This window comes from Ascidiimonas aurantiaca (assembly GCF_037646345.1).
GTDB classification, from domain to species: Bacteria; Bacteroidota; Bacteroidia; order Flavobacteriales; family Flavobacteriaceae; genus Ascidiimonas; species Ascidiimonas aurantiaca.
In genome coordinates this window covers 1-20405 of sequence record NZ_JBBEWR010000017.1, presented here as the reverse complement: position 1 = coordinate 20405, position 20405 = coordinate 1, and the positions used below count along the sequence as shown (strand labels likewise).

25 protein-coding genes are annotated in these 20405 nt (G+C 37.4%); 11 read left to right on the top strand and 14 right to left on the bottom strand.

Annotation, left to right across the window (positions count from 1 at the left end):
* Window positions 1-10 precede the first annotated feature (10 nt).
* From WAO84_RS15440 to WAO84_RS15430, 3 genes are all read right to left on the bottom strand, one after another.
* A complete protein-coding gene (locus tag WAO84_RS15440) occupies window positions 11-787 on the bottom strand; it encodes a carboxypeptidase-like regulatory domain-containing protein (RefSeq protein WP_340066932.1) in 777 nt (258 codons plus the stop codon).
* Between the two features lie 86 nt (window positions 788-873).
* Window positions 874-2628 (bottom strand): DEAD/DEAH box helicase, encoded by a 1755-nt coding sequence (locus WAO84_RS15435; RefSeq protein ID WP_340066930.1) that lies wholly within the window; start codon window positions 2626-2628, stop codon window positions 874-876.
* Between the two features lie 158 nt (window positions 2629-2786).
* Window positions 2787-3362 (bottom strand): non-canonical purine NTP diphosphatase, encoded by a 576-nt coding sequence (locus WAO84_RS15430; protein ID WP_340066929.1) that lies wholly within the window; start codon window positions 3360-3362, stop codon window positions 2787-2789.
* A 136-nt stretch (window positions 3363-3498) separates the two neighbouring features.
* Between WAO84_RS15430 and WAO84_RS15425 the strand changes: the two genes are divergently transcribed.
* The gene (locus tag WAO84_RS15425) at window positions 3499-4086 is read left to right on the top strand and encodes an HD domain-containing protein (RefSeq protein ID WP_340066928.1); all 588 of its coding nucleotides are present in this window, start codon (window positions 3499-3501) and stop codon (window positions 4084-4086) included.
* A gap of 4 nt (window positions 4087-4090) precedes the next feature.
* Here the strand turns inward: WAO84_RS15425 and rlmH are convergent, their stop codons facing one another.
* Window positions 4091-4564 (bottom strand): 23S rRNA (pseudouridine(1915)-N(3))-methyltransferase RlmH, encoded by a 474-nt coding sequence (gene rlmH, locus WAO84_RS15420; protein WP_340066926.1) that lies wholly within the window; start codon window positions 4562-4564, stop codon window positions 4091-4093.
* Window positions 4565-4696: 132 nt separating this feature from the next.
* On the opposite strand from rlmH, the gene nadC reads away from it, so the two are divergent.
* The 4 genes from nadC (at window position 4697) to priA (ending at window position 9460) form a co-directional block, all read left to right on the top strand.
* The gene (gene nadC / locus WAO84_RS15415; protein ID WP_340066925.1) at window positions 4697-5554 is read left to right on the top strand and encodes a carboxylating nicotinate-nucleotide diphosphorylase; all 858 of its coding nucleotides are present in this window, start codon (window positions 4697-4699) and stop codon (window positions 5552-5554) included.
* A gap of 1 nt (window position 5555) precedes the next feature.
* Window positions 5556-6476: a YihY/virulence factor BrkB family protein gene (locus WAO84_RS15410; RefSeq protein ID WP_340066923.1), complete on the top strand. Its 921-nt coding sequence runs from the start codon at window positions 5556-5558 to the stop codon at window positions 6474-6476.
* A 41-nt stretch (window positions 6477-6517) separates the two neighbouring features.
* Complete coding sequence (locus WAO84_RS15405; RefSeq protein ID WP_340066920.1) at window positions 6518-6934, top strand: DUF2147 domain-containing protein; 417 nt, start codon at window positions 6518-6520, stop codon at window positions 6932-6934.
* Between the two features lie 72 nt (window positions 6935-7006).
* Window positions 7007-9460 (top strand): replication restart helicase PriA, encoded by a 2454-nt coding sequence (gene priA / locus WAO84_RS15400; protein ID WP_340066919.1) that lies wholly within the window; start codon window positions 7007-7009, stop codon window positions 9458-9460.
* A 3-nt stretch (window positions 9461-9463) separates the two neighbouring features.
* Here priA and WAO84_RS15395 read toward each other — a convergent pair whose 3' ends face one another.
* Window positions 9464-10156, bottom strand: coding sequence for a LytR/AlgR family response regulator transcription factor (locus WAO84_RS15395; protein WP_340066918.1), 693 nt, complete (start codon window positions 10154-10156; stop codon window positions 9464-9466).
* 181 nt (window positions 10157-10337) lie between these two features.
* On the opposite strand from WAO84_RS15395, the gene rpsF reads away from it, so the two are divergent.
* From rpsF to hisS, 5 genes are all read left to right on the top strand, one after another.
* On the top strand, window positions 10338-10676 hold the full coding sequence (rpsF, locus tag WAO84_RS15390; protein ID WP_340066917.1) for a 30S ribosomal protein S6: 339 nt from the start codon (window positions 10338-10340) through the stop codon (window positions 10674-10676).
* Window positions 10677-10679: 3 nt separating this feature from the next.
* Window positions 10680-10979, top strand: coding sequence for a 30S ribosomal protein S18 (rpsR, locus tag WAO84_RS15385; protein ID WP_340067031.1), 300 nt, complete (start codon window positions 10680-10682; stop codon window positions 10977-10979).
* Between the two features lie 16 nt (window positions 10980-10995).
* Entirely contained in the window at window positions 10996-11451 is a 456-nt protein-coding gene (gene rplI, locus WAO84_RS15380; RefSeq protein WP_340066916.1) for a 50S ribosomal protein L9, read from the top strand.
* Window positions 11452-11536: 85 nt separating this feature from the next.
* Window positions 11537-12013 carry a DUF6495 family protein gene (locus WAO84_RS15375; protein ID WP_340066915.1) on the top strand — a complete coding sequence of 159 codons (477 nt, stop codon included), beginning with the start codon at window positions 11537-11539 and terminating at the stop codon, window positions 12011-12013.
* 50 nt (window positions 12014-12063) lie between these two features.
* Window positions 12064-13452: a histidine--tRNA ligase gene (gene hisS / locus WAO84_RS15370; protein ID WP_340066914.1), complete on the top strand. Its 1389-nt coding sequence runs from the start codon at window positions 12064-12066 to the stop codon at window positions 13450-13452.
* A 63-nt stretch (window positions 13453-13515) separates the two neighbouring features.
* On the opposite strand, the gene WAO84_RS15365 is transcribed toward hisS, so the two are convergent.
* From WAO84_RS15365 to WAO84_RS15330, 8 genes are all read right to left on the bottom strand, one after another.
* Window positions 13516-13959, bottom strand: coding sequence for a hypothetical protein (locus WAO84_RS15365; RefSeq protein ID WP_340066913.1), 444 nt, complete (start codon window positions 13957-13959; stop codon window positions 13516-13518).
* A 60-nt stretch (window positions 13960-14019) separates the two neighbouring features.
* Window positions 14020-14487, bottom strand: a complete 468-nt coding sequence (locus WAO84_RS15360; protein ID WP_340066912.1) for an FUSC family protein — start codon at window positions 14485-14487, stop codon at window positions 14020-14022.
* Window positions 14488-14626: 139 nt separating this feature from the next.
* Complete coding sequence (locus WAO84_RS15355; protein ID WP_340066911.1) at window positions 14627-15334, bottom strand: hypothetical protein; 708 nt, start codon at window positions 15332-15334, stop codon at window positions 14627-14629.
* A 177-nt stretch (window positions 15335-15511) separates the two neighbouring features.
* On the bottom strand, window positions 15512-16225 hold the full coding sequence (locus tag WAO84_RS15350; RefSeq protein ID WP_340066910.1) for a membrane or secreted protein: 714 nt from the start codon (window positions 16223-16225) through the stop codon (window positions 15512-15514).
* A gap of 318 nt (window positions 16226-16543) precedes the next feature.
* Complete coding sequence (locus WAO84_RS15345) at window positions 16544-17524, bottom strand: hypothetical protein (RefSeq protein ID WP_340066908.1); 981 nt, start codon at window positions 17522-17524, stop codon at window positions 16544-16546.
* Complete coding sequence (locus WAO84_RS15340) at window positions 17521-17880, bottom strand: DUF2147 domain-containing protein (RefSeq protein ID WP_340066907.1); 360 nt, start codon at window positions 17878-17880, stop codon at window positions 17521-17523. The genes WAO84_RS15345 and WAO84_RS15340 overlap by 4 nt, the downstream gene beginning before the upstream one ends.
* A gap of 66 nt (window positions 17881-17946) precedes the next feature.
* Entirely contained in the window at window positions 17947-18561 is a 615-nt protein-coding gene (locus tag WAO84_RS15335) for a TetR/AcrR family transcriptional regulator (protein WP_340066906.1), read from the bottom strand.
* A 141-nt stretch (window positions 18562-18702) separates the two neighbouring features.
* The gene (locus WAO84_RS15330) at window positions 18703-19281 is read right to left on the bottom strand and encodes a type 1 glutamine amidotransferase family protein (RefSeq protein WP_340066905.1); all 579 of its coding nucleotides are present in this window, start codon (window positions 19279-19281) and stop codon (window positions 18703-18705) included.
* 59 nt (window positions 19282-19340) lie between these two features.
* Here WAO84_RS15330 and WAO84_RS15325 point away from each other — a divergent pair, with 59 nt between their 5' ends.
* Window positions 19341-19523, top strand: coding sequence for a hypothetical protein (locus tag WAO84_RS15325; RefSeq protein WP_340066904.1), 183 nt, complete (start codon window positions 19341-19343; stop codon window positions 19521-19523).
* Between the two features lie 145 nt (window positions 19524-19668).
* Here WAO84_RS15325 and WAO84_RS15320 read toward each other — a convergent pair whose 3' ends face one another.
* Window positions 19669-20163: a hypothetical protein gene (locus WAO84_RS15320; protein WP_340066903.1), complete on the bottom strand. Its 495-nt coding sequence runs from the start codon at window positions 20161-20163 to the stop codon at window positions 19669-19671.
* Window positions 20164-20405 lie beyond the last annotated feature (242 nt).

Below are 20405 nucleotides of genomic sequence, written 5' to 3'. Positions count from 1 at the left end.
AATAATAATCCTAATTACTTCGGTTCAGGACCTTGAATTCTTCATAGCAACCACTAATGGCATCTAAAATCTGAAGGTCATTGGCATTGCGGATAAAGTCTTTTGAGTAGTTACAACTTCGCAGTATTTCTTCGATATCTTCTTTATCTACCTGTATTAACTCTGTCAATGTTTCTCTATCAAATTTAGAGGCCAGAAGATTACGAATTTCATCGTCCTGCTTCATTTGCCGTAATTTTCGCATTTGCCTGGGCTTTTTCCCAAATATTTTATTCAAGGTAGTGGCAGGGTCAAAAATAGCTCCCAATACTTTAGAAAACCCGCTGGGGCTTCCCGCTTCATACCCTCTGGAAAGCCCTGATATACTGTAACGATAACCGGTATTTATCGGAATATTTTTAGCATCTATTTCAAGATATCCTGTTAACTGATAAGGCCGTACCACTACTTCCTCAAGAGCAAAAGCAAGTTCGGTAAGCCCGATTCGGGTACCTTCAAATTTTAGAATATCATTGGTAACCCGAACTTTAATAGATTTAAAACCTATAAAAGAGAAATAAAGGGTATCGTTTACAGCTGCAGGAATGGTAAATTCACCTTCTGTATTGGTAATGGTACCTACTACCTTGTTTAAATTAACCACATGAACATTATCCATAGGTAAGTCATTGGCAGCGTTCACTACAATACCCAAAACATTGGATGTTTCCTGTTCTGAAGGCGTTGTTTCCTGTGAAAATACGGTACCATAAAGCAGAAGGCCCAGAAGGAGTACTACTTTTTTCATAGTTGAATTTACCGGTTAAAAGTACTAAACAAAAAAGGAAAAAAATACAGGTGCCTTATTTTTATACAAAAATTAACAGGGGTTTTTTAGTATTTCGACTTGTTTTTCTTTCTACCGGGTTTTGTGTCAGCAGGTTTATATGCTCCGTCATAAAACGGTCTGTTCTTTTTACCTTTTGAATTAAAGCTTTTTGATTTTTTGCGTTTGCCACTACTACTTTTTCTACCTCCTCCGGAGGGTTGTCCTGAAATTTCCACGTTAATAAACCTTCCTTCCAGTTTGAAGTCGGTAAACAATTCGAGAATAGACTTGGTATGTTTGGCATCTGTATTAAAGAAGGAAAAGCTTTCTTTTACATCTACTTTAAACACGTCATCACGCTCGAGGCCAATAACATCTCTAAGGAAATCTTTAAGTGATCTCCAGTCATAGCCATCCCTTTCACCCACGTTTATGAAATAACGGGTTTGTCCTTCATCAGAGTAGTCGCTTGCAGGGCTTTTGTCTCCTCTGGCATTTACGGCATTGAGATCTTTCGCATTTTTATAATAGTTAAAAAAGCGACCAAATTCTACCGAAACCATTTTCTGTATAAGTTCTTCACGGTCCAGTCCTTCCAGTACATCGTAAATGGCAGGCAGGTAATGGGTTATTTCCGGATCTATTTCAGTGTTTTTGATCTTACTGGCAAGATGATATAGCTGTATCTCACAGATCTCTATACCGCTGGGTATTTTTTTGGCTATAAAATCTTTCTTGATGATCTTCTCAATAGACTTAATACGCCTGAGTTCGCTTTTTGGAACGATTACCATCGAGATCCCTGATTTACCGGCTCTTCCGGTACGCCCGCTACGGTGGGTGTACGTTTCAATATCGTCTGGGAGCTGGTAGTTAATAACATGTGTAATGTCATCAACATCAATTCCTCTGGCGGCTACATCAGTGGCTACGAGCATTTGTATTTGACGTGTTCTGAAAGCCTTCATCACCATATCCCGTTGATTCTGACTCAGGTCTCCGTGTAATGCCGCTGCATTATATCCGTCTTCTATGAGTTTTTCGGCAACGTTTTGAGTGTCTCTTTTTGTGCGGCAAAATATTACTGAGAAAATATCGGGATTGGCATCGGCCAGTCTTTTTAGTGCCATATAGCGATCCCTGCCGTTTACCAGATAATATTCGTGCTGTACATTTACCGATCCCGAATTTTTAGTCCCTACGGTAATTTCAATAGGGCTTTTCATGAATTTACGGGCTATAGAAGCCACTTCACGAGGCATGGTAGCCGAAAAAAGCCAGGTATTCTTGGCATCAGGAGTATGTGAAAGTATGGAGGTAATATCTTCATAAAAGCCCATATTAAGCATTTCATCTGCTTCATCAAGCACACAGTATTGGATCTCGGTAATATCTACCATTTTCCGGTTGATCATGTCCTGCATTCTTCCGGGAGTGGCCACTACTATATGGGCACCCCGTTTTATTTCACGCGCCTGCTCCTGTATGCTGGCACCGCCATATATAGCTACAATTCTAAGGCCTTTTATATGTTTGGCATAATTTTTTAATTCGCTTGTAATTTGCAGGCAAAGTTCCCGGGTAGGTGAAAGGATCAACCCCTGGGTTTTTTTATTTTCTGATAGTATTTTTTGGAGCATGGGAAAACCGAAAGCTGCCGTTTTACCGGTTCCGGTCTGAGCTAGAGATACGATATCTGTATCTTTGGCAAGAAGTACCGGGATGGTTTTTTCCTGTACTTCAGAAGGTGTAACAAACCCCATATCATCAATGGCTCTCAACAATGGTTCGTTAAGCCCTAATTGTTCAAATGTATTCATATGTTTAAAATAAGGCGCAAAGGTACTCTTATTTAACTGATTATAAGCTGCTTTTTATAATTATTTTTAAAACGGATGATATCTGACTATGAGCATTTTAACAAGAAGTGTGTGCCAATTAATACCTGAATCTGTGTTATTTACAAAGAGGCTTTTGTTTAAAGTGTATGCAGGTATTCAATGAGTTTCTGCAATGCTCTGGCCCGGTGACTTATTTTATTTTTTTCTTCAAGAGGTAGCTCAGCAAAGGTATTACGGTACTCCCGGGGTACAAAAACAGGATCATATCCGAACCCTTTATCTCCTTTTTTTTCGTTGTGTATGCTGCCCTCTACCACTCCTTCAAACACTTTTTCATGCTCTCCCATACTAAGGGCAATTACAGTTCTAAAACGCGCATTTCTGTTAAGGTGCTCCTTCATTTCATACAGTAACTTTTCTATGTTGGCTTCGGTGTTTTTTTGTTCTCCGGCATATCGCGCAGAATATACCCCCGGAGCACCTTGTAATACTTCAACTTCCAGGCCGGTATCATCGGCAAAACAGTCATATCCGTAGTTTTTTTTAATATAGGTTGCTTTTAGCAGAGCGTTCCCCTCCAGGGTTGCTGCTGTTTCAGCAATATCTTCTTTACATCCTATATCATCCAGGCTTAAGACCTTAATTCCTGTTGGAAGTAAAGGGATTACTTCTTTTATTTTGTTTTTGTTATGGGTAGCAAAGACCAGTTCCATTGCATTGTGTAATTTATTTTTGAAGGGCAAAGTTACATTTTCATTGCATGATACAGAAGCTATCTGAAATGTATTCACTATTTTTAAGAAAGTTATCTTTTCACACATGCTATCTCAGGAATTGTATATTTCTCTTATGAATAATCACACTGATGATTTATCCTTGGCAAATAACTGTTGGGGAGAATTATACGTGTCTTATACAGGGGCCGACAGGCATTATCATACTTTAAAACACCTGGCATATATGTATGAGTTGTTACAAAGAGTACAAATTTTTATTGACGATTGGGATGTGTTGCTCTGCGCACTTTTTTATCATGATATTGTATATAAACCGGGTCGCAGGGATAACGAAGAAAAAAGTGCACGTATAGCGGCTTTGCACATGAAGACGCTTCTTTTTACAGATCTGCAGATAACCAGATGCCGAAAACACATTTTGGCTACCAAAACCCATAAACCTTGTGAGGATGAGGATACAAATTATTTGATCGATGCAGATCTTTCTATTTTAGGGGCGGTACCGGAAGCTTATCAGGAATATTGTCTGCAGGTTCGCGAGGAATATCAAAAGTTCCCTGATTTTATTTATAAACGGGGACGCAAAAAAGTGTTGACCACCTTTTTGAATTTACCAAAGATCTTTCATACATCGTGGTTTTATGATCGTTTTGAAACCCAGGCACGTGAAAATATAGCTGAAGAACTTGCGAGATTGTAAAATGCTACCGATGGTGATAAGGCTCGTTACGCAGGATGGTAAATGCCCGGTAAAGTTGTTCGGTAAAGAAAAGCCGTATCATTTGATGGGAGAAGGTCATTTTTGAAAGTGAAATACGCGTGGGAAACTTTTCATAAACCGCTTTAGAGAAACCATAGGGGCCACCTATAACAAAGACCAGATTGCGTGTACCTGCGTTCATTTTTTTTTGTAAAAATCCTGCAAATTCTTCAGATGTGTAGTTTTTCCCCTTTTCGTCCAGAAGCACTACCACATCAGCTCCCCGGGTTTTATCCAGAATAAGCGATCCTTCTTTTTCTTTTTGCTGGTTTTCACTCATGTTTTTGGCATTTTTTAGATCGGGAATACATTCAATTTCAAATCGTGTATAGAAACACAATCTTTTTTTGTACTCTTCTATCAGGTTTTTAAAGTTTGGGTCATCTGTCTTGCCTAATACCATTAGTTTTATCTGCATGCTCAAAAATATAAATTAGGGTAGTGGTCAGCGTTCTTTTTTACAAAATTACAGGTTTATTAGTATGGGAAAATGAAGCAATGTAATTTTAATTTGAAACCTATTCTTTATTTTAGCATCAAATTGCACGAAATGATATCAGAGCCCTGGTTCCGCGAAGAACTTATACGTATTATTCAAAATGCCATACGGGAAGATGTGGGTGAAGGCGACCACAGTTCGTTAGCCTGTGTGCCGGCTTCCGCAAAAGGAAAAGCACGTCTTTTGGTTAAAGACTCCGGAAACATTGCTGGGGTGGCCTTTGCAGAAATGATTTTCAAACATGTTGATCCATCACTTTCTCTGGAAATATTTCGCAAAGATGGCGACCCTGTGAGTTATGGGGATGAGGTATTTTACGTTTCGGGCAGTTCCCGTTCTATTTTAAAAGCCGAGCGACTGGTATTAAATGCAATGCAGCGTATGAGCGCTATTGCTACTAAAACTGCTTATTTTGTAAAACTTTTGGAGGGTACAGATACTAAAATACTGGACACCCGAAAAACAACTCCGGGTATCCGGGCTTTGGAAAAATGGGCCGTAAAGATAGGGGGCGGTGAAAATCATCGTTTTGCTTTGTACGATATGATCATGTTAAAAGATAATCATATTGATTTTGCCGGAGGTATCACTCAGGCCATTCATAAAACGCAGGCGTATTTACGCGAAATCAATAAAGACCTTAAAATTATTGTAGAAGCAAGAGATCTGGAAGAGGTACAGGAAATTTTATCGAATGAGGGAGTGTACCGTATATTACTGGATAATTTTAATTACGAAGATACAAGAAAAGCTGTTACTTTAATTGGAGATCGCTGTTTTACAGAATCCTCCGGAGGGATCAATGAACAAACGCTTAGAGAATATGCAAAGTGTGGGGTAGATTTTATTTCTTCGGGAGCACTTACCCATTCGGTACATAACATGGACCTTAGTTTAAAAGCGGTTTAATATGTCGCAGGAGATAGAAGAGAAGCTCGAAAAAATTCCTGTAATTAACTGGATAGTAAGATTTTTAAAAAGCATAAAACTAAAAGCACTTGAGGGGTTATCATTGTACGACCTTATGGAAATGTATGCTATTGGGATCATAAAAGGGGCACTTACTTATAGGGCAGGTGCTATTTCTTTCAGTTTCTTCATGGCAATTTTTCCTTTTCTCCTCTTTATCCTTAACCTGGTGCCTTTTGTGCCAATAGAAGAGTTTCAAAATGACTTTCTGGCTTTTATAGATAGTCTGTTGCCTCCGCGAACTTCTGATTTTTTTGACACTGTTTTTGAAGATATTGCCAAAAACAGGAGAGGCGGACTTTTATCTTCTGTTTTTGTGCTTTCTATTTTTTTAATGGCCAATGGTATAAATGCTATTTTTGGTGCCTTTGAGAACTCCTATCATATCACGATTACCCGAAATGTGATACGTCAGTACTTTATGGCTGTCGGCATAGCAATTATTATGGCTTTTTTACTGCTTATTACCGTTGTTGGATTTATATATTTTGAGATATACATACTGGAAGCTCTTAAAGAAGAAGGCTATCTGGAGAATCTCGAATTGTCAGTATCAGTAGCTCAATATGTGTTTTTCATATTCATGATCTACATTTCTACAGCCCTGCTTTATTATTTTGGTACTACTACCGGTAAAGAATCGCGTTTTTTCTCCCCGGGAGCCATGCTTACCACTTTACTCATTATTGTCACTACATTTCTTTTTGGTATTTACATTGAGAATTTTTCACAGTACAATGAATTATACGGGTCTATTGGAGCTTTATTAATACTTATGCTGTACATATGGATCAACAGTAATATTCTGTTGCTGGGCTTTGAATTAAATGTGAGCCTGCACAGGTTGAAAAGAAAAAAATAAAGTATATTTCAAAAAAAGGATTGATTATGCGTAGCAAAAAAATGTTTTTTACTTGGGTTTTAGGTCTTCTGAGTTTGGTAGTTTCTGCTCAGGATATTTTCGGAAAATGGAAAACCATTGATGATGAGACCGGAGAAGAAAAATCCATCGTTGAGATCTATGAGGAAGAAGGTAAGGTGTATGGTAAGATCGTGGAAATACTTCGCAAAGACCGGCAGAATAAGAAGTGTGACCGCTGTCCGGGTACCAAAAAAAATAAACCCATTTTGGGAATGATCATTGTAGAGGCTCTTGAAAAAAACGGTACTTCTTATTCAGGAGGCACTATACTTGACCCCACTAAGGGAAAAGAGTATCGTTGTAAGATATGGGTAGAAGAAGAGAACCCTGATGTTCTTAATGTACGCGGATATGTAGCCATGTTTTACAGAACACAACAATGGAGAAAAGTAAAATAGCGGTAGTATCCGGTTATTTATTTTTAAGATAATATGGTTTTTCTGCATACAGGAGAAAACTAAATTTGCGGGATGAGCTTTTTTGCAGATGTTATTCTACCCATACCGGTAGAACGTCTTTTTACATATCGGCTTACTGAGGAAGAAGCAGCTCTTCTCAAGCCGGGTATGCGCGTTTCAGTACCTTTTGGAAAATCGAAAATATACACAGCTCTGGTGGCACGTGTGCATACCACCCCTCCGGAAATATACAAAGCAAAGAATATTGATCGTGTATTAGATGAGTATCCATTAGTAAATGCAGTTCAGTTACAGCATTGGTCATGGCTGGCCAATTATTATTTGTGTAGTATAGGAGATGTATTTCGGGCAGCCGTTCCGGGTGCTTTTTTGTTAGAAAGTGAAACCATTATTACAAGAGGCGTACTTTTTAACGATGATACCGCCACACTGAAAGATGATGAATGGTTAGTACATGAAGCCTTGCAGCAGCAGTCTGTTTTACACATAAGGGAGATTGGCGCTATTACTGACCGAAAAAATGTAATGCCCTTGCTTCAAAGGCTTATGCAGAAAAAAATAGTGGCCCTTAAAGAAGAAGTGTACGAACAGTACCGTCCCAAGATGGTAAAGTATGTAAAGCTACATGATCAATATAACCGGGAAGAAGCGCTTCATGAATTACTTGATAATTTAACCAGGGCCCATAAGCAGCGGCAGGTAGTGCTTACTCTTTTCTCAATAATGGCCTCTTCTAAAAAACCAATTAAACTTAAGCAGCTTGCCGAAGAAAGTGGGGTTTCCGTACAGGTGATCAACGCATTGGGTGAAAAGGGAGTCCTGGAGTTTTATGAAATCCAGACAGACCGGGTTACATTTGAGGAAAAAGAAGCACGTATTTCCAGAACATTAAACGAGTATCAGGAAACTGCTTTAGATCAAATACAACAGTGCTTTAAAGACAAAGATGTAGTCTTGTTACACGGAGTCACTTCTTCGGGAAAAACAGAAGTATATGTAAAGCTTATAGAAAAGGTAGTGGCTTCAGGGAAACAAGTACTTTATTTATTACCTGAAATAGCACTTACCACTCAGCTTATTTCTCGATTACGGGCCTATTTTGGGAATACCATTAGTGTGTATCATTCCAAATATTCCATTTATGAACGGGTTGAAGTCTGGAACAATGTACTAGGTAATAGATCTAAGGCAAGAATTATACTGGGTGCCCGCTCATCAGTATTTTTACCGTTTAGTAATCTGGGCCTGGTAATTGTTGATGAAGAACACGAAACTTCTTTCAGGCAATACGATCCTGCGCCGCGATATCATGCGAGAGATGCAGCTATTGTACTGGCATCCTTTCACAAGGCTAAAACGCTTTTGGGCTCTGCTACTCCCGCATTAGAAACGTATTACAATACACTTCAGGAAAAGTATGGCCTGGTCAATCTTACCCGACGCTATGGGAATGTTTTGCTTCCTGAAATGGAGCTGATAGATATTAAAGAGAAGTACCGAAAAAAACAAATGAAGGGCCATTTTTCAGACCGACTCATCGAAGCTATTACTGAAACTTTGGGAGAGGGCGAACAGGTTATTTTGTTCCAAAACCGGAGAGGTTTTGCACCTGTGGTAGAATGTAATTTGTGTGGTCACTCTCCTCAATGTCCCAATTGTGATGTAAGTCTGGTTTTTCATCAACATAAAAACCAATTGCGTTGTCATTATTGCGGGTATCATATGGCCAACCAACTGGCCTGCCAGGCCTGTGGTAGTGCAGATGTCACAACTAAAGGTTTTGGTACTGAACAGGTAGTACATGAGTTACAAGAACTTTTTCCAAAAGCAGCTATAGCACGTATGGATGCCGATACTACCCGCGGTAAGTATAGTTATGAAAAGATCATTACCAGTTTTGAACAACAGGAAACCGACATTCTGGTAGGGACTCAAATGTTAACTAAAGGACTGGATTTCAGGAATGTATCCTTGGTAGGGGTCATGAATGCCGATCAATTATTGCACTATCCGGATTTTCGGGCTTTTGAGAGAAGCTTTCACCTTATTCAACAGGTAGCAGGCAGGGCAGGGCGCACCCTTAAAAGAGGTAAGGTGCTTATTCAAACCTATAATCCCTATCACCAGATATTACAACAGGCATCTGTGAATGATTATGAAGGTATGTTTAAGGATGAGCTTAATCACAGAAGGCAATTTAAATATCCTCCTTTTTTCCGTCTTATAAAAATTACTTTCAGGCATAAAGATTTTAACAAAGTTAATCAGGGGGCATCCTGGTATGCGAAATCCCTGAGAAATACCTTTGGAGAATATGTATTGGGGCCAGAGTTTCCTTCAGTAAGCAGAATACGTAATGAATATATTAAAAACCTTTTAATTAAAGTGCCTCAAAAACAGTCACTTTCACAAACAAAAGGAGTCATAAAAAGGATAGATAAAAGCTTTCATGCAGTTTCTGAATACCGAAGCATAAAAGTCATTTACAATGTAGATGCCTATTAACCTTTAGGCATTGTTTAACGCTTCGGTGAGTTCAGCTTTTTTATTACGGCTCAAAGGTATGAGCTTGCCATTCACTTCTACATTCTTGCTGTTAAACTTTTGTACCTTATCGAGGTTAACAATATAGGATTTATGTATTCGAAGAAAACGATCGCTGGGTAATTCTTTCTCAAAGGATTTCATGGTAGAAAGGATTACGATATTGGCAGAATCAGTCACCAGTTTGATATAATCCCCCAGTGCTTCTACCCAGTTAATCTCACTGAGTAATACTTTGCGCTTTTTAAGGTTGCTTTTTACAAAAATATGTTCCTCGTCTTCTTTAGAAGCATTTTTAAGCTGGTATTTCTCAATGGCTCTTTTAACTGCAGCTTCAAAGCGTTCGTTTGTTATGGGCTTATGCAGATAATCGGTTACATCATAATCGAAAGCCTTAAGGGCATAATCTGCTTTACCGGTTACCAGAATAATTTGTGGAGGAGAGTCCAGAGACTCTATAAGGTCAAAGCCACTTACTACAGGCATTTCAACATCGAGAAAAATAAGATCGATCTTCTCATTCTTTAGCCCGTTTTTTGCTTCAATACCATTGCTGTACTCAGCGACAAGGTTAAGTGAAGGGTGGTTTTTAATTAACCTTGCTACCGCCATACGCTGTAAGTTTGAGTCGTCAACAATTATACAATTTAACCTCATAGATTTCTTGGAAATAAACGCATTATTTATTTAACACAATTTTAATGAAAAAATTGTTAAAGGGCAATATTTGTTAATAAAAAGGGGGGTTTTTCTCGATGTTAGAAGCTGTATGTCAGTTTTATTTTGGTAATCGCTAAAAAAACCGTATTTTTGCACCCTTAAATTTAAAAAGTAATATATGAACCATTATGAAACTGTTTTCATTTTGAATCCCGTTTTATCTGATGTACAGATAGAGGAAACAGTTAAGAAGTTCGAAGATTTCTTAGTTTCCCGGGGGGCAGAATTTGTATCAAAAGAAGATTGGGGTCTTAAAAAACTAGCGTATCCCATTCAAAATAAAAAAAGTGGTTTTTACCACCTTTTTGAATTCAAAGTAGCCGGAGAGGCTATTTCTCCATTTGAGACCGAGTTCAGGAGAGATGAACGTATAATGCGTTATTTAACAGTAAAGTTAGATAAACATGCAGTTGCCTGGGCAGAGAGAAGAAGAGATAAAATGAAACAAAAAGCTTAAGAAATCATGTCATCAATAGAACAACAGGCAAAAGGAAAAAAAGACGGAGAGATCAGGTATCTTACTCCTCTTAATATAGAAACTGCAAAAACCAAAAAGTATTGCCGCTTTAAGAAGTCGGGTATCAAGTATATTGATTATAAAGACCCTGATTTTTTACTCAAGTTTGTAAATGAGCAAGGCAAAATACTTCCCAGAAGATTAACCGGTACTTCACTTAAGTATCAGCGAAAAGTATCAGTAGCCATTAAAAGGTCCCGTCACCTGGCCTTGATGCCATATGTAGCTGATTTGTTAAAATAATAAGGAGGGAAACATTATGGAACTGATTTTAAAGAAAGACGTTGAGAATCTAGGATTCAAAGACGATATTGTAATGGTTAAGAATGGATATGGCCGTAACTATCTTATTCCTCAGGGTTTTGCTGTAATGGCTACTCCTTCAGCTAAAAAGGTACTGGCCGAAAATCTTAAGCAAAGAGCCTTTAAAGAGAAAAAGATAGTAGATGATGCTAAGAAGCTGGCCAATGGAATTAAAGCGCTTGAACTGAAAATCACAGTAAAAGCCGGTGCAGGAGGTAAGCTTTTTGGATCTGTTAATAATGCAAATATCTCCGAGGCTTTTGAAAAAGAAGGCTTTACTGTAGATAAGAAATACATTAGTGTAACCGGGGGAACAGTTAAAAGAACCGGAAAATATAATGCTACTATCAGGCTTCATCGTGAAGTGATCGTTGAAATGCCTTTTGAAGTAGCCGGAGAAGCAGCTAAGTAATTTAGCACGCTTTTTATTTGTATAAAAAAGGACTGCCTCAAGGCAGTCCTTTTTCCATTTGAAAAATGATTTGCTGTTAAACGATATGAAGTACGCACGACTTACAAAAGAGCAATTTGAAGAGTTACATCAGGAGTTTATAAATTTTCTGGCAACACAATCAATTACAGCGGCAGAGTGGGAGGACCTTAAAAAGCAACAGCCTGAGATCGTAGAACAGGAATTGGATATATTTAGTGATCTAATATGGGAGGGGGTACTAGGTAAAGTATCTTATCTGGATCATATAGCTCCCCATAGCATGCAGTTGTTTTTTTTCGACAAAGAACAAATTCATCTTATAGCCGTAAAAGTTGATGAAAGCGTAACTAATTTTATGACCTATGAAGGGTTACGATGGCTGGAGGAGCATATTATGGATGAAACGGTAAGCCTTTATACGGCATCTAAATCTTATTCTGACGACCGATTTACCGATATTTTTTTATTTATCAAACAAGGGGCCGTGATAAGTGATGGAACACTGTACAGGTCTTTACAACAGTTTATGAAAACCTCATGAAATAAGAATTTAATTAAGATATTTGCACCATACATAAAAGCGTTGATTTCATGGCACAAAAACCGGGAATACCTAAGGGAACCAGGGACTTTTCTCCCACCGAAGTGGCGAGACGTAATTACATCATAAATACTATACGTTCTCATTTTAAAACTTTTGGTTTTCAACCCATTGAAACGCCTTCCTTTGAGAATACCGATACGTTGATGGGAAAATACGGCGATGAAGGTGATCGGCTTATATTCAAAATACTTAATTCAGGCGATTATCTTTCCAAAGTGAGCGATACGGTTTATAAAGAGAAAGATGCCAAAACGCTTACCTCCCATATCTCAGAAAAAGCCCTCAGATACGACCTCACGGTTCCCTTTGCCCGTTATGTAGTGATGCATCAGAACGCTATAGACTTTCCTTTTAAAAGATTCCAGATACAACCGGTTTGGCGTGCAGATCGTCCTCAGAAAGGACGCTTTAGAGAATTTTATCAATGTGATGCCGATGTGGTTGGTTCCCGTTCGTTATTACAGGAAGTAGAGTTCGTTCAATTGTATGATGCCGTATTTACATCATTGAAGATACCGGGAGTTACTATCAAGATCAACCACAGAAAAATACTGGCAGGGATAGCCGAAGTAATTGGAGCCGAAGACAAGCTTACCGATTTTACTGTGGCCCTTGACAAACTGGACAAAATAGGAGCAGAAGGCGTAAGAAATGAAATGAAAAACAAAGGTATTTCTGATGCAGCTTTGGATAAACTACATCCTCTTTTTCACTTTGGGGGTAATAACCGTGAGAAGTTACAGCAGTTAAAAACCATGCTGGCCGGATCTCAATCGGGGTTCCAGGGCATACAGGAACTGGAATTTTTGCTGGATACTCTTGAAAAACTACAACTTACAAGTACTCGTACCGAAGTAGATGTTACTCTGGCGAGAGGCCTTAATTATTATACAGGCTCTATTTTTGAGGTAACCGCTCCAGAGGAAGTTAGTATAGGTTCTATTGGCGGTGGCGGACGTTATGATGACCTTACGGGAATATTTGGTTTAAAAGATATAAGTGGAGTAGGGATTTCTTTTGGATTGGATCGTATTTATATGGTGTTGGAAACCTTAAACCTCTTCCCGGATTTTTTGAGCCGTTCTCTGGATGTGTTTTTTATTAATTTTGGCACCGAAGAAGCCCTGGAGTCTTTAATACTTATTAAGACATTACGCATAGCAGGAATAAAAGCAGAAATATATCCCGATGCTGCTAAGATGAAAAAACAAATGAGTTATGCTAATAAGAGGCATGTGCCTTTTGTAGTATTGATAGGGGAAGAGGAACTTAAAGAAAACAAACTGGTATTAAAAGAAATGGAAACAGGAGATCAACAAAAAATAGATTTCGACCAGTTACTGCCTTTTCTCAGGGAGCGTGTACTACGGTCTTAAAAGGAGTAAGAGGTGCACTAGCATATACTTGTTTTTTAGTTAATTCTAACAGAAACAGAGACTTTATTCCGTTGTGTATAGGTCGGGAGTAACCGAGATCGTAGTAACCAGGTACCCGTCTTTGTCGTAATAAACATAATCCATAGTAATTTTATTCTCTCGGTAAGGGGCTAGTTCAGGACTGTTTTTTATATTTTCTATAATACCGGGTTTTATATATTTGGCAACTGTATCGAGATTTACTTCCGGTTTGGCAACATTTTTCAGTGTATAATGATAGGCAAACCGGCTTTTACTTACTACAGTAGCACTATCTAACCGGGTAAATTCATCTATAATCATGGGGAGTTGTTCATTAAGCTCAGAAGCGGCTTCTTTCATTTGAGCCTCAAAATCAGGACGGGATAAAAAGTACTGTATTCCCAAATAAGCAACAACAAAGCTTATTAGCCCTGCTACAATAGAAACGATCCTGGTTTTTTTAGAGTTTTCTTTCTGCAAAGTCATTGTTTTTATGGTTTTGTATGGTAGGGGGTACTTCTTATATGGTTTAGAGTTTACATGTGTTTACAGATATATTAGTACACGTTGTTCTTTTTCAGCCTTGAGGTCCTGTGTTTTTCCAATAAACAATCCTGCCAGTAGCCCTAAAATACTACCCAATAACATACCGTACACTAACCCCCAGGGTGTATGTACCAAAACCCCAAAAGTAAGTCCTAATCCGGAACCTAGAGCAACACCCAGCCCGTTTCCTAAAGCACGATAATGTCCCTTAGGTATCAGCATTAGCTCATGAATAAGGAAGTGTTTGAAATATTCTATCATTTTGCTGTATTCTTTTTTAGAAACACCCCGTTGTAACTGTATCTGTATATTTTCTAATTGATTGTGAAGGGCTTCTTTTTTTTGCTCTGACAAATTTTTTGTTTCTATTTCAGAAAGGAGCGAAAGAAGCTTTTGGTAGTTTTCTTTTCTTGTTGCATCTTCGGTATGTAAGATCAATTGTTCCAGCAAAGCTTTTATCGTATCCATATCTATCTTACCAGCTTATTTTACCTTAATCTGTGATTATACGTCTGTAAAGAATAAAAATTTTTATGTTATCAAAGATACGTAATTATTAAAATTCCTGTTCTCACATACAGAGAGATCACAATGAAGTAAAAGGCTTTTATTTACAGTTATTTAATTGTCCTTCAACCTGGTTGTACATATCAATTAAACTTTTATTGATGTGATTCTCCATACGCCAGTCCATGAGTATTTTTTCTCTTTTTTCCCTGGTCTCAATATCTCCTTTAAGAATACTCTCAAACCATCGCTCTCTGCGTATGTTTGATTTTGCAAACAAACCGTAGTACATTTCTATAATCTTGATACAATCAAAGCTTATGAATTTTAAATGTTCTGTGCTTTTCATAGCTTCCCAGGCCACTTCATATTGAGGTATGAGTATCAATTGAGAGTTGAGATCCATTTCTATGGAAATGTTATATGTAAACTCTTTATTTTTGGCTTTAGCCGAATCAATTATTGAAAAAACGCTACCATACTTTTTTTGAAGTACTCTCATGGTATCAGGGTGTATCTGCAATTCTCTGCGGTCATCTTCCATATGCAGACTTAATGTTTCAAACGCTGCATAGTAGTATCGGGAAATACTGTCCCAGGAGACTATTAATTGCTGATTGTCTTCAAGTTCGGTAAGTACATCTTCAAAAGCCTCGTTTTTTCTCTCAATTTGCTGCTGGTGGGTATAATAATTGTTGAAGTAAATACCAAGATATACGCCGATCATCGTAGCGACCAGGGTAATCGTCCAGTCATTATTCAGAAATTTACGTAAACCGGTTGTGAATGGTTTGGAAAAAGAAGCCATGAATATTAATAAAAGAACCTTTTCTTTTGTTTTTACTATTAGGGTTTGTTAAAAACAAACTATTTAGATGCTCTAATTTAGGTAAAAACTATCATTTTTTGCGATCTTTTGATAAAGACGACTAAGGTTTAACATAATAATTTGATATTTTAACGCGTAACCGTTCATGTAAGTGGGTTAGTACTCCCGCCGGCTCCATATCTCATAAATAGGGTTTCCTTTACTTGATTTCCCAGAATGATGCCAGTTCCCTTTTACCAAACTGTAGTCAAAATGCAAGCTGAGTCCTACTCTGGCAATATCTCTGGAGAAGAATTCTATGTTCTCGGTGTATTTACCGTTTCGGGTAGTATAGGTGCCTCCGCCAGTACCCATAAATTGTTTGGTTTCTGTATTATAGGCGATCCATTGAAAACGGGTGCCAGATAAAATTTTCATGGTTTTTCTTGGTCGGTTAGTGTCCCTTGTCTGCGTTTTACCGTCACGTACTCTGCCGGACATTAGCCACGCCCCCCGTAATTCGCCGGGGGCACCTGAATCTATTCTACGCCACCGCATGGTATCTCCTGCAATACCCATTATAGTATCGTGGTTATAGATTTTGAAACGTATTTCTGAACCTACGCGCTCAGGATTATCTGTATCAAATTCAATTTTTTCGGTCATGGTATTTCCTTCCAGTTTCCACGATCCTCCGTTTGTTTTAATAAAAGCTCCCGTTTTTGAATGAAACCAGGTAGATACCTGATATTTTTCTGAAAAAATAACTACGTTCCTTATCGGTTCACCATCCTGAGAAGTGGTAAACGCTTCCCAGGCACCAACAAAGCTTTGCGCATTACTTCCCAATGATAGAAAAGTAAAGATGAATACAAAATATATTTTTCTCATGGCTATATGGCTAATATTTGAACAAGATGTAAAGGTAATTTCTCTAAGATAGTATTTATAATGTAAAGCCAGGTAGTTTTGCGCCTGTTAATTTAGTAACTGATTTGTGGCAACCTTAGGAACACGCAGAATATTGTTCTTCAACTTCCGATATAGTAGGCTTTTCCAGAAGGTCTGATAATACTATCTGTTCACCATTTATATCGATAAACCAGATACGGGTAAGATGATCACCGATTTTATGCTCCGGAAAATTACCCGGATGGTAATGATTACCCCTTAAGGTACGGTAATTGTATTTTGGATCTGCTATTTTAATTAATTCAGATTGGAGAGATCTTCACTTGTTTCCTTTGCAATCTGGATCTCGTACCGTTTTTTTATTTCTTCATAATTACCATAAAAAAACGGACAGGAGGAAATGCAGCGGCTACAGTTTTTGGAGAAATGCGGAGCACATTTTTCCCGGTCTATAAACTGAGGGTACCCGTCATCTAATATTTTAGTTTTTTCATAAATGGCATTACCGGGACAGGAGCGTACACATTTATTGCATATTTCACAGAAATCCCGTATCCAAAGGTGTTCATTATCTTCGAGCGTTACCAGTGGGAGGTTATCGATATTTACAAAAACAGCTGCCAGACGTAAGGAGGGTCCGAACTCGGGTGTAATAAGCAGGCCATTTTTCCCAACGGCTCCCATACCTGCTACTTCAGCAACAGGCGTAGTCATAATGTCACCTCCCATTGCGGGAGACGCCTGGCAACTAAAACCACGGGCACGCAGAAATGCTGCTATTTTGTTTACGGCTGTTCCCAGTCCTGCATAGGTACGCATGATTTCTTTGGTGGCAGGTTCGGAAGGATTATTTTTCATGTCTTCCCGTCGCATTTCCATGGTCAGAATAATGGCATTATCATAAAGTATCCTGAAATCTTTAAAGATAAAATCGGGATGCACTTTTGTATAACTCAGTTTGGAAATGCCTAATTCGGAAGCATAGGCTTCCAGTTCTTTAAGAGTGGCTGTATCGATCTTTTTTACAGTGGTTTTGGGATTGTGGGCCACACCTCGTGCACTGCTACGCATACCGGTAAAGATTTCTTTTAGATAAGGACCTACATGTTTTACGGCCTTTATTTTATCTCTCATGCTACCATACTGCATCAGCAATGCAGGAATAATAACGGCCTTACGGGATGTTTTGCTGCTGTGAACAGGCTGGTCCTCTTTTTTCATCCAGGTTGAGGCACTTAGAAAAAAAGGAGTTTTGCGGAAAATTTTATAGAGTTTCATCTGGTTTCTATTCTGGTGAAGTACATGGTTTTGGTAAAGAAAAGTTTTTTACCCACTATTTTTAGTTTAGAACGGTCTATCATGGTAATAGTGGCCTGAATGATCATATTCTTTTTTGGACTGAATATTTTTCCTTTCCAGTGATTTTCTTCGGGATCATACACAAAGTTTTTTAAGATATTCTTCTCCAGGTGTTCAGCATTGTCTGATTCAACAACTTTCCCAAAAAATGCTTCTTTTTTTCCGGAGATAACAATGGTTGAATTATCCATCTCCTCAGCAAACCATTTACCTTCAATAGCATCAGATTGTGCAGAAAGAGATGCGGAAAGCCCCGAGAGTATAGCAATAATCAAAATTTTAAATTCTTTTTTTTAAAATATTTGATTTAATCATTTGTTTAATTAATAAATAAATTTTTTTCATGACTGTAACATATTTAGAATCCAGTTAGGAATAAGTTTTTTACGCTCCTGCATATATTGCCTGAACTGAGTATCATCCATAGGCATAGCTGTTTTAAGGAGTGGTGCCGATACAAATGGAAAAGCAACCAGTGCAGACAAATTCATCAATATGTGAACAGGATTTAAATCTGTACGCTGCTCTGCAAAAGCTTCCTGAAACTGTTTGATAAAAACAGAATGGCGAATACGATGCGCTATTCCCAGTTGTTTTGCATATTTTTCCGGATGGGCACGCAGTTCCATAATTATAAAGGTGGGTACATCGGGGTTATCCAGTAAAAAATCAATGTAGTGATCTACAAAAAGCTGTAGTTTTTCTTCCAAGCTGGTCTCTGTAGTATTCAAAAGGGTATCAAGGCCTGAGAAGAAGTCATTTATGGTTTTTAGCATAACCAGTTCAAACAGTCTTTGTTTGCTTCGAAAGTAGTAATTTAATAATGCTACATTGATACCTGCTTCTTCTGCAATATCCCTGGTTTTAGTAGCGGCAAAACCTTTTTGCTGAAAGAGTTTGTGCGCTGCCTGTTTTATTTTTTCTTCGGTATCTGTCGGGGAAGTTGTTATTTTCATAATAGATATCTTTAAAACAAAATTACTTTAATCTTTTGATTTAAACAAGTGTTTAATTTAAAAGATATTTTAAACATCATTTGTTGAGAAATGTGTGTTTTAAAAGGGCCGGTTCTTTTAAAAAAATCGTAGAACAGGATGTTACTCATTCCAAACCCCGTTTTTAAACAATTGAAACCATTTTTCTGTGGTATCATCGTCATACAATTTAATAATCCTGAAAATTTCTCTGGCAAATTCAATGGGAGCGATGCCATTTGCGGTAACTATGTTTTTGTCGGATACTGCCAGTGCGTTTTTATAATGCGTATCTCCAGTATATTCCGGCGCCATTTTTTTCAAATAATTCAGGTCATTACTGGTGTGCTCTACATTGTTTAGCCACCCTAACTGTGCCAAATGGGTAGTAGCAGCGCAGATAGCGGCTATTGGTTTCCCATTTTCAAACAGAGTTTTGGTAATTTTTTCAATCTCTGTATTCTGACCTTTTTCCCAGGCGGTACCTCCGGGAAGGACGAGTAGGTCTATATCTTCATACCTCACTTCGTGAAGTGATATATGCGGTTTAATATGTAATCCTCCCATAGATGTTATGACATTTGTGTTCTTGGAGAAGTAAACCAGGTCAAAACGCGTACTCTTGTGTATTTCCGGAGTAAGATATGCAATCTCCCAGTCTGAGAATCCGTCAAATAGAAATACAAATAGTTTTTCTTTCATGATTATTAACTTTAATAGATTTTTTTTGATCTTCGGTGTATCTAAGTTTTTTAAATAGAATGAAAATCATTCAACCAATTACTAAATGTTTTATTTCATTTGTAGCCTTACCCAAAACGCAGTTTGTTATGGTAAGGATTTGGGGGTTAATAAAAAAATTAACAATTACGGTTTTCCCGCAACAAAATCAAATCGGTAATTATTATTTTGGAGTTTTAGAAATTAAAGAACTTTCTAATTAATTTTTGAGTTTATTGTTATAGGACTGTAGGCTTCTCTGTTTTAGTAAAATTAAATCTATTTTTTGAACTTAAATTACTATCCTAATTTTGGGGGAATGATCAATTCGTATAAGGGAAGCCTTTACTTTTGTTTCTTCCTACAATTTCAAAAATTTTCTAATATCTTTTTATATTTCCATTGTAGATATTCTAGGCTTGGTAGACCAGCTTTTTTACGTATGGAATTATACTCTTTTGCGTTTAGCTCATTAAAATTATATGTGCCATAAATTTGTTCTTTATCATTATATATTTGATATTGATCTATCATTTCACAATATATTGAGGGCAGACATTTACCTTCTTCAACAAATGAATTTATCCGTGGAATAAAATAATTAAGTCTAATTGAATCTCTGGTGTGCAAGAGTAAAACATCTATGTTTACAGCTGGGTTTTTATCTATAGTGTGATTTCCAATTATATGTTCGTTAGGGAAAATATTTCTTGAAAAAATATCTATTAAGAATTTTTCAACTTCTAAATTAACAGAGTCGATTAATTTGATTCTGATTTCTTCTGATGTATTCCTACGAACTTCTTGATCTAAATACTTTAATTTCAATATTTTTTCTCTTAGAAGTGTATCAATTTTATCCAAGTATTTTTTTCTATATTTATAATATCTTTTTTTTGAAATATTAGATTCCTTAAAAACCTTATTAAGAATCGGATATGTTTTTACATCAAAAGTCTTTATGTCGAAGCCATAATTCGCAATTAAATTCTTAACTTTTTTTGTCGAAATATTTTTTTTTGAAAGATGACTTACTTTTAAATTGAAGCCTTACCCTTTTTAGGACAATGCTAAATTCATAAAAATATCTTTATCGTTGACCGTTT